Origin of the sequence: Hyalangium minutum, assembly GCF_000737315.1 — a bacterium.
Classification (GTDB): domain Bacteria; phylum Myxococcota; class Myxococcia; order Myxococcales; family Myxococcaceae; genus Hyalangium; species Hyalangium minutum.
On sequence record NZ_JMCB01000007.1, the window covers coordinates 375,938 to 385,071 of the forward strand.

The following is a 9,134-nucleotide window of genomic DNA, read 5'->3' on the forward strand; positions in this document are numbered from 1 at the left end:
GCGAAGCTTGGAGACGCGCGCCTCTCCAGAGTGTTGGGGCCTGTACCTCCCGGCGCTCCTCCTCGTGGCTTCAGGCGGGCGTAGGCACTCCACCGGGGGGCGCGCGGCGGCCGGGCGTGCGGCTCCAGGAGCGCAGCCGGAGCGAGAGGCCCAGCATCAGCGCGCCAAAGATGATGGCATACGCGCCAATCCACAGGATCACCGCCAGGGCCCCCGCGGCCGGTGCCACCAGCAATAGGACGCCGAAGGCGATCGAGAGGACGCCGCTGAGGGCCATGAGCCACTCTCCCTTGATCTGCTTGCGGAGCCGGATGGCAGCGGCCACTTCGGCCGCGCCGGTGATGAGGGCCCAGAACGCGATCAGGAGGAGCAGGGCGAGCGCGGTGATGCGGGTCCAGGCGATCGTCAGCACGCCCACGAGGATGCCCACGGCACCTTCGAAGATGAGCGAGCCCCAGCTCTGCCCGTCATTGGACCGAACGAGCGCCATCCCGAGGTTGAGCACGCCGTCGACGAGCGCATAGGCCCCGAACAAGAAGACGAGCGCGAGGAGGCTGGAGCCGGGAGAGATGAAGGTGAGGACGCCGAAGGCAAGGGCGGCGATGCCCCGAAGGGCGAGCGTCCACCAGCGGTTGGCGAGCGTCATGGCCATGGTGCTGCACTCCTTCGTCAGAGGAATGGGTCAGTCCTCTCCTAGACGAAGGTGGAGACGGCGCGAGGCCGTGCACAGCGAGCGGCAAGTCCAGATCCGCCCGTTGGCTGCGGAGAGCTCGTCAGCGCATGGGCCCGGCCGAGACCCTGCCTGCGGTGGCGTTCAGAGTCACCGCACGTTCACCGGACGATGGGCACCGTCACCGGCTCCCGGTCGTCGATGGTCAGCTCCATCTTCCCCAGGCGCCACAGCGTTGTCTTGAAGGCGGCCTTCACCGTGTGGTCATCCGCCGTCTCCAGCAGCACCTCGCCCTCCTTCGGGGCGTACTCGCCAATCTCGTACTCCAGCTCCGTGAGGGTGAGCCGCCCCGTGCCGTTGGGGCCCGTCACCTCGCCTGGCCCGTTGAGCACCAGCGAGGTGCTACCAAAGATCGGCACTCCATCACGCTTGCCCACCTGGCCATCCACACGGAAGGTGTACTCAGGCTTCTTCGGCAGGGGCCCCTCGGCGAGCACGAAGTAGCGCGACTCGTCTCCGCACGTGCCGTAGCCCACCTCTGCTTGCAGCGAGGAGCCATCCACCTTCAGCTGGCGCAGGTCCGCCTTCAGCTCCATCCGGTCCTTGCCGCCCGAGTACCTGAAGGCCGTCTGTCCGGACACAGTGCGCTTGCTCACCTCACAGCCCCCCTGGGGGAAGGAGAGGATCACCGCGTCCGTGGTGGCATCCAACGCCTCGGCGCTGGCGGTGACGCACCCCACCTTCGCCTGGGCCGACTCGACGGCCTTGCCCACGAAGGTCCTCCGGTCCTCGCCGCAGGTGTACACCGGCAGGAGTCCGAGCAGCTCCAGTGCCGAGCGGGCCTGGTTGGCCACACCGAGCGCCACCTCGGCCTTGTCTCGCGCCTCGTCGATCTCCTCCTGGGTGGGAGGACTCCCCCCACACGCGGTGGCAAGGGCGGTGAGGGAGGCAAGGCACAGCGTTCGGCGCAGCATGCGGGGGGCTCCTCGGCGTGTCTCCGGCGCGGGGGCGGCGGACGGACAGGAGCTCAGCAACACCCATGCCTGGGCCAACCCCGCGAGAACAGGAGCGGGCTGAGGTGCCGGGTGTGCACCACCGTGCACCGCGCTGCACACGCTTGGGGCTGCCCCAAACAGAACGCCCCCCGGTGAATCCACCGGAGGGCGCTCGTGACAGCAGGACTTCGAGGCGGCTTACGACTCCAGGCCCACCGCCGCCGCGTGGATGACGGAGGCGATGCGGACCGCGTCATGCACCTGGTCCTCGGAGAGGCCGCCCTCGAGGACGACCTTCTCGTGGGACTGCACGCACATCTCGCAGCCGTTGATGGCGCTGATGGCCAGGCAGACCAGCTCGAAGTCCACCTTGCTCGTCAGCACCTGGGCCAGCCGGTTCATCCGCAGCCCCGGGCGCTTGGTCGAGTAGGACTCCTTCCCGATCATGTGCCGGAACCGGTAGTAGACGTTGTTCATCCCCATCAGCGAGGCCGCGGCGCGCGCGTCCTCGATGACAGGCTCGGCGTTGGCCAGGGCCTTCTTCGCCTCGTTGATCATGGCCTCCTTCAGCCGCTCGTTGCGTGCGGCGAAGGCGCTCCCAACGGCCACACCCCAGCGCTGCTCCGGGGTGAGGCTGCCACCCTCCAGCACGGCCTGGAGGTTGAGGCGGGTGTCCTTGTGGGCGTCCGCCAGCTCACTGCGAACGACTTCGAGCGAGGCCATGGTGGATTACCCCGCCTTCGCCAGCTTCTTGGTGAGCGTCTCCTCACCCTTCTGCCAGTTGCACGGGCACAGCTCGTCGGTCTGGAACGCGTCCAGGGTGCGTACCACCTCGGAGACGTTGCGGCCCACGGACAGGTCATTCACCGACACGTGCCGGATGACGCCGGTCGGGTCGATGATGAAGGTGGCGCGCAGGGCCACGCCCTCCTCCTTGTGGAGGATGCCCAGGGCGTTGCACAGCTCGTGCTTCATGTCCGCCAGCATGGGGAAGGGCAGGGCCTTGAGGTCCGGGTGGTGCGTGCGCCACGCGTGGTGCACGAACTCGCTGTCGGTGCTCAGACCCAGGACCACGGCGTCGCGGTCACCGAAGTCCTTGTTCTTCTTCCCGAACTCGGCGATCTCCGTCGGGCAGATGAAGGTGAAGTCCTTGGGCCACGCAAACAGGATGATCCACTTCCCCTTGTAGCTGTCCTGGGTGATGGTGGTGAACTCCTTGCCCTTCTCCAGGCTCACGGTGGCCTTCACGGAGAAATTGGGAAGCTTGTCGCCAACGGTCAGCATGTGTGACTCCTTGTGGGGTAGGGGACCTGCCTCCACGGCAGGCCCGAAAGGGTTTTGCCAGCTACCACTAGAGCAGACGCCGTGCCAGGAAAACGGTCCCAGTCTTTTCAGGAGGTTAGGGATTGAACCCTCCTGAATCGCGCCGCCGGATAGGTGAATAACGAAATGTCGGTGCGCTTCGCCACTGCAATTTCGGTGGCCACTGGCTATTCGTGAGGCATGGCACAAGAAACCCTCACGCCCGGCCCCCTGGTGACCCAGGAGGCGAGGGACCTCATGGATCTGGCCAGTACGGAGGAGTCCGTCTCGGAGCTCCTCCGGCGCGGGTTGGATTGGTTAACGCGCATCACCCGGTTTGACCTGGCCACGCTGTTCCTCCTGAAGGACGAGCGGCTGGTGGCGGTGGCGGCGCGCGGGCCGTTGGCCAACGCCAAGGTGCGCGGGCACGTGCTGAAGCTGGCGGAGTTCCCCATGGTGCGCCAGGCCCTGGAGACGCGCCGGGCGCGTGCCTTCACGGAGGAGGACCACAGTGGCGAGGGCGACCCGTTCGACGGGGTGCTGGACTTGCCTCCGGGGCACTCGTGCATGGTGGTGCCGCTGTGCTCCGGCGAGCGCCGCTACGGGGTGCTCACGCTGGACCGCTCCGAGTGCGAGACGTACCCGCAGGCCGTGGTGGACCTGGTGGAGGTGTACGGGCAGCTGCTGGCCACGGCGCTGCAGAACGCGGAGCAGAAGGCGGCCTTCGAGCGGCTGCACCGGCAGGACCATGAGCACGCCAAGCTGCTGGAGTCGCAGCTGGGCGGAGACTCGGAGGGCATCCTCGAGACGAGCCTGAGCCCCGTCATGAGGGACCTGGCGCGGCGGGCGAGGCAGGTGGCGGAGACGGACACGCCGGTGCTGCTGCTGGGCGAGACGGGCACGGGCAAGGAGCGGCTGGCGCGGGCCATCCACCGCTGGAGCCCGCGGGCGGATGAGCCCTTCGTGACCATCAACTGCGCGGCCATCCCCGCCGGGCTGTTGGAGAGTGAGCTGTTCGGCCACGTGAAGGGCGCCTTCACGGGGGCCACGCGGGACAGGGCGGGGCGCTTCCAGATGGCCCACGGCGGCACGCTGCTGCTGGACGAGGTGGGCGAGCTGCCGGTGGAGCTGCAGGCCAAGCTGCTGCGCGCGCTGCAGGAGAAGACGTTCGAGCCCGTGGGCAGTGACAAGACGGTGCGCGCGGACGTGCGGCTGCTGGCGGCCACGCACGTGGACTTGCAGCAGGCCATCTCCCAGCGGCGCTTCCGCGAGGACCTCTACTATCGGCTGAGCGTCTTCCCGCTGCGCCTGCCGCCGCTGCGCGAGCGGCTCGAAGACTTGCCGCAGCTGTGCGCGTTCCTCCTGGACGAGCAGTCTCGCCGCACGGGGCGGCGCGGCATGCGCGTGACGTCCGAGGGGCTGGAGCGCCTGGCCGCGTACGGATGGCCGGGCAACCTGCGCGAGCTGGCCAACGTGCTCGAGCGCGCCACCATCCTCTCGCGTGTGCCGGAGCTGGGGCCGGACGCGTTCGATCTGCCCGTGCGCGAGAAGGCCCTGACGGCGGCCCCCACCGTCTCCGCCGCGAGGGCAGAGAAGAGTGAGAAGGTGGCCACGCTCGCGGCGGTGCAGCGCGAGCACATCCTCCGGGTGCTCTCGCTGACGAAGGGCCGCATCTACGGGCCCGGGGGTGCGGCGCAGTTGTTGGGTCTCAAGCCCTCCACGCTGCAGAGCCGCATGAAGAAGCTCGGCATCGCGCGCCAGGACCAGTTCATCGTCGAAAGTCCAAGTTGACCCGGGGTGGGTTGGGATCGCCCTACGGGGTGAGTTGTGCTTCGCGCCGGAAAAATCCTGTCGCAGTAGTGATTCGGTGAGATCGCGACGCCGTTCTTCCCACAGCGGTTTGTGCAAAGAGCGTCTGCCGTTGGCTGCAACACCTCGCTACAATTCGCCTCGCTCCACGTGCGACGGAGCAGCCGCGGAAAGCCCTGTCGCCGGGGGGGGCAGCCAACGCAGTCTCCACCCTGAGGGCGCGCTGTATGAGAACTCGTGCAGCATCTTTTGCCGTACTGAGCAGTCTGCTCTGGGCCTGGCCAGGGCTCTCCCTGGCGCAAGAGCTGACGGGGCCGGCGCAGAAAACCTTCACCACGGATGCCGACTTCCAGCCCGGCACTTTCAACGCTACCCGCGCCGGGGCACCGAACCCGGATCAGCTCCGCATCGACACCGGCGCGAACGTGCCGCCCTACCTCTGGGTCGCCAACGCCAGCGCGGGCGTCGTCACCAAGGTGGACACACGGACAGGCCTGCAGGTGGCGCGCTACGACTCCGTGCTCACCGTCAACTGGGATGGCTCGGTGCCAGCCGTCCGTCCACCGCGTGACTCGTGTAACTACCCTGCGGCCGTGGCGGTGGACGCCCAGGGCAACACCTTCGTCTTGAACCGGGGCAACTGCTCCGGCACCTCGGCGTCCATCACCCGCTACGCGGGTTCGTTGGCCGCGTGCGTGGACCGCAACGGCAACGGGCGGATCGACACCTCCTTCGACGCGAGCGGCAACGGCGCCATCGACCTGGGCGACCCGGCCGAGTTCTTCGGCCAGTCGGACGAGTGCATTCTCTGGACGAAGAACTTCGCCGCCGCGGGCGACCCGGGACGGGCGCTGGTGGTGGATGCGGACCAGCACCTCTGGGCCGCGGGCTTCAGCTCGTCGAAGCTCTACCGGATGAATGGGCAGACCGGCGGGGTGCTGCAGGTCATCGACCTTCAGGCGGAGACGGGTGTCGCCTCCAGCATCCAGAGCCTGGCCATCGGGCCGAGTGGCTACCTCTATACGTCGGACAACAGCACGCAGCGGCTCATCCGGAAGATCGATCCGCGCGCCACCTCGGGCAGCCGGGTGGTGGACACGGTGACGTCTCCGGTGCCGACCTTCGGCCTGGTGGTGGACAGCACCGGCAAGGCCTGGCTGGGCGCGGACTCGGACTCCGCCAGCGGCGTGGTGCGAGCGGACTTCACGGCCCATACGGCGCAGCTCGTGGGCGGCGGAGGCGGGTGCACGGGCCGCACGCACGGCGTCGCGGTGGATGCCGCGGGAGACATCTGGGCCGCCTGCTGGGCCTCGGGCCGCTTGCTGCGCGTGGGCAGCGACGGCGCGTACAAGGCCACCTGGTTCGTGGGCTCGCGGCCCGAGGGCGTGGCCGTGGCGGCGGATGGGAAGATCTGGACCATCAACTCCGGCGCGGATTCGCTGGCGCTGGTCAACCCCGCGGTGGCGAGCACGGTGCAGTGGTACACCCCCGGCGGCGCCTCGTTCAGCTATGGCGACATGACGGGCTACCACCACCAGCGCTTCACCGCGCGCCAGGGAACGTGGGGCGCCGTTCATGACGGGGGAGCGGCTGGGGCGACCTGGGGCATGGTCACCTGGAACCAGGAGCCGCAAGGCGCGACACCCGTGGGCGCGAGCATCACCGTAGGCGTGAGGGCCGCCGATACAGCCGGTGCCCTGGCCTCGCAGCCCTTCGCGCAGGTGGTGAACGGCCAGGCCTTCGCGGGCATCCGGGGCCGCTACGTCGAGGTGCTCGCCACGCTGCGCTCGGTGAACTACAGCGCCGATCCAGTGCTGAGCGATCTCACGCTCTACTCGGGCAACCGCGCGCCGGTGGCGTCCTGCCAGGACCAGAGCGTCTGCGCCGCGGGCCCAGCGTGCACCGCCGAGGCAAGCATCAACCACGGCTCCACGGATCCGGACGGGGACTCCCTCTCCCTGAGCCAGTTGCCCGCGGGCCCGTATGCCATCGGCCAGCAGCCGGTGAGCCTCACTGTGACCGATGGGTTCGACTCCGACAGCTGCACCGCCAGCGTGCGCGTGCGCGACTGCGAGCCTCCCTCCATCACCTGCGCACCGCCGGTGCAGGCCGAGTGCACGGGCAACGAGTCGGCCTACGTGTCTGCGGGTGGCGCGGAAGCGACGGATGCGTGCTCCGCGGTGGACGTAAGCGGGCCGGGCCTGGCCTCCTATCCGCTGGGCTCCACGCCCGTCACGTATACGGCCAAGGACGTGGCGGGGAACACGGCGGCCTGCACCACCCAGGTGCAGGTGCGCGACACCCTGCCGCCCTCCATCACCTGCCCGGCGGCCACCACCGTGGAGTGCGTGGCGGGGGCGGCCTCCAACAACGGGGTGGGCACGGCGACGGCGGTGGACGTGTGCTCTCCGGTGGCGGTGCAGGGCCCCGGGCCCGCCAGCTTCCCGGTAGGCCGGGTGTCGCTCACGTGGTCGGCCTCGGACACCTCGGGCAACACGGCGAGCTGCTCCACGCCCTTCACGGTGGTGGACACGCAGGCCCCCAGCCTCGCGCTCAATGGCGCCAACCCGATGCCGCTCGAGTGCATGCGCGACGGGTACTCCGAGCCCGGCGCCACGGCGGTGGACAGCTGCTCGGGAAACATCTCGGGCGCCGTCACCATCGAGCGCGGCACCATCGACTCGGCGCGGCTCGGCACGTACCCCGTCACCTACCGCGCGGCGGACAGTGGCGGCAACGTGGCCACCGCCGTGCGCCAGGTGGTGGTGCAGGACACCCTGGCTCCGGACCTCACGCTGAACGGCGCCTCGAGCGTGCGGCTGGAGTGCAAGGTGGACGTCTACTCCGAGCCGGGCGCCATCGCCCAGGACCTCTGCTCGGGCAACCTGGCAGACGCCCTCTCCATCTCCGGCGAGGTGAACACGAACGCCACGGGCGCCTATCCGGTGCGCTACCGTGTGCAGGACCGCAACGGCCTGGTGACGGAGAAGGTGCGGGACGTGCGCGTGGTGGACACGCGCCCGCCGGTCATCACCCTGGACGGCTCCTCCACACCCGTCATGGAGTGCTCACGTGACGGCTTGCTGGCGCTGGGGGCCACGGCCACGGACCTGTGCGCCGGGGACATCACGAACCGCATCACGATCTCGGGCACGGATCGCATCGTCGCGACGGGCACCTACCCCATCACCTACAACGTCACGGACCCTTCCGGGAACGCGGCCACCAGCGTCACCCGCAGCGTCACCGTGAGGGACACGCAGGCCCCCGTGGTGACGATTCGCGGCGAGGCCAACATGACGCTGGAGTGCGGCGTGGACGCTTATACCGAGCTGGGCGCCACCGCGTATGACGCGTGCCAGGGCGACATGACGGTGAACACCTACGGCAGTGGCGCGAACGCCGCCGCCGTGGGCACCTACAGCATCCAGTACGGCGTGTGGGACGCGTCCGGCAACACCACCATGGCGCTGCGCACGGTGAAGGTGGTGGACCGGCTGCCGCCCACGCTCGCGCTGGTGGGCGAGTCCGTCGTGCAGCACGAGTGCGCCAGCGGCCCCTACACCGATGCGGGCGCCACCGCGTCTGACGCGTGCTACGGCAACCTGACCCGCTCTGTGACCATGACGGGCAGCGTGAATGCCTGGACGCGTGGCTCCTACACGCTCACCTACAACGTGCAGGACAGCACGCTGCTCAAGGCCACGCCCCTCACCCGCACGGTGCAGGTGGTGGACACCCAGGCGCCGACGATCGAGTACCGGGACATCACCGTCTCGCCCGCCGATCAGGCGCTGCGCACCTTCTCGCTGGCGGACTGTGTGACGGCCAGCGACGCGTGCGACGGCTATGCCCTCGCCAACAACGGCATCATCCGCTCCATCTACAGCGACGAGCCCGAGGATGCGCCGGGCAGCAGCGATGGCAGCACCCTGGCGGACATCGTCATCACCAGCCCGAGCACCTTCCAGGTGCGCGCCGAGCGCCAGAGCGACGGTGACGGCCGCGTGTACGGCGTGGCCTTCGATCTGAAGGACCAGGCGGGCAACGTGCGCTCGGGCGTGTGCCGGATCCGCGTGCCGGCCAACTCCCTGGGCGTGGCCGCCGACAGCGGCCCGGGGGCGGGCTACACGGTGGTCGCGCCGCCGCCCGCTCCGCTGGCCAGCCGCACCGCGCCGTAGCGCGCGCGCGGCTCACCCTGCTGCAGACAAAAAAAGAGCCCCCGAGTGCCTCGCCGCACTCGGGGGCTCAAGCTGCGTCACGGCTGAATCAGTCGCAGTTCACGTCGTTGTAGACGTTGAACGGCTCGCCAGCGGCGACGTTGATGTTGGTAGCGGCCGGGCACTCGGAGGCGAGCA

General features: G+C 69.2%; 6 protein-coding genes. 2 read left to right on the forward strand and 4 right to left on the reverse strand.

Annotated features, from left to right (window positions below; all coding sequences use genetic code 11):
* Positions 1-70 precede the first annotated feature (70 nt).
* The 4 genes from DB31_RS21235 to DB31_RS21250 form a co-directional block, all read right to left on the reverse strand.
* Positions 71-652, reverse strand: a complete 582-nt coding sequence (locus tag DB31_RS21235; protein WP_044190780.1) for an HdeD family acid-resistance protein — start codon at positions 650-652, stop codon at positions 71-73.
* Between the two features lie 179 nt (positions 653-831).
* Positions 832-1,644, reverse strand: a complete 813-nt coding sequence (locus DB31_RS21240) for a P-loop NTPase family protein (protein WP_157232095.1) — start codon at positions 1,642-1,644, stop codon at positions 832-834.
* A 219-nt stretch (positions 1,645-1,863) separates the two neighbouring features.
* Positions 1,864-2,388, reverse strand: coding sequence for a carboxymuconolactone decarboxylase family protein (locus DB31_RS21245; protein WP_044190782.1), 525 nt, complete (start codon positions 2,386-2,388; stop codon positions 1,864-1,866).
* 6 nt (positions 2,389-2,394) lie between these two features.
* Positions 2,395-2,949 carry a peroxiredoxin gene (locus tag DB31_RS21250; protein ID WP_044190784.1) on the reverse strand — a complete coding sequence of 185 codons (555 nt, stop codon included), beginning with the start codon at positions 2,947-2,949 and terminating at the stop codon, positions 2,395-2,397.
* A gap of 219 nt (positions 2,950-3,168) precedes the next feature.
* Between DB31_RS21250 and DB31_RS21255 the strand changes: the two genes are divergently transcribed.
* Together DB31_RS21255 and DB31_RS21260 are read left to right on the forward strand one after the other, a co-directional pair.
* Positions 3,169-4,758: a sigma 54-interacting transcriptional regulator gene (locus tag DB31_RS21255; protein WP_044190787.1), complete on the forward strand. Its 1,590-nt coding sequence runs from the start codon at positions 3,169-3,171 to the stop codon at positions 4,756-4,758.
* A 245-nt stretch (positions 4,759-5,003) separates the two neighbouring features.
* A complete protein-coding gene (locus tag DB31_RS21260) occupies positions 5,004-8,957 on the forward strand; it encodes an immunoglobulin-like domain-containing protein (RefSeq protein ID WP_044190790.1) in 3,954 nt (1,317 codons plus the stop codon).
* Positions 8,958-9,134: the final 177 nt, after the last annotated feature.

What these genes read in the sequence shown, in the direction of transcription:
- DB31_RS21255 (WP_044190787.1), top strand. Translation starts at nt 3,169, where the DNA reads ATGGCACAAGAAACCCTCACGCCCGGCCCCCTGGTGACCCAGGAGGCG.
- DB31_RS21240 (WP_157232095.1), bottom strand. Translation starts at nt 1,644, where the DNA reads ATGCTGCGCCGAACGCTGTGCCTTGCCTCCCTCACCGCCCTTGCCACC.
- DB31_RS21235 (WP_044190780.1), bottom strand. Translation starts at nt 652, where the DNA reads ATGGCCATGACGCTCGCCAACCGCTGGTGGACGCTCGCCCTTCGGGGC.
- DB31_RS21260 (WP_044190790.1), top strand. Translation starts at nt 5,004, where the DNA reads ATGAGAACTCGTGCAGCATCTTTTGCCGTACTGAGCAGTCTGCTCTGG.
- DB31_RS21245 (WP_044190782.1), bottom strand. Translation starts at nt 2,388, where the DNA reads ATGGCCTCGCTCGAAGTCGTTCGCAGTGAGCTGGCGGACGCCCACAAG.
- DB31_RS21250 (WP_044190784.1), bottom strand. Translation starts at nt 2,949, where the DNA reads ATGCTGACCGTTGGCGACAAGCTTCCCAATTTCTCCGTGAAGGCCACC.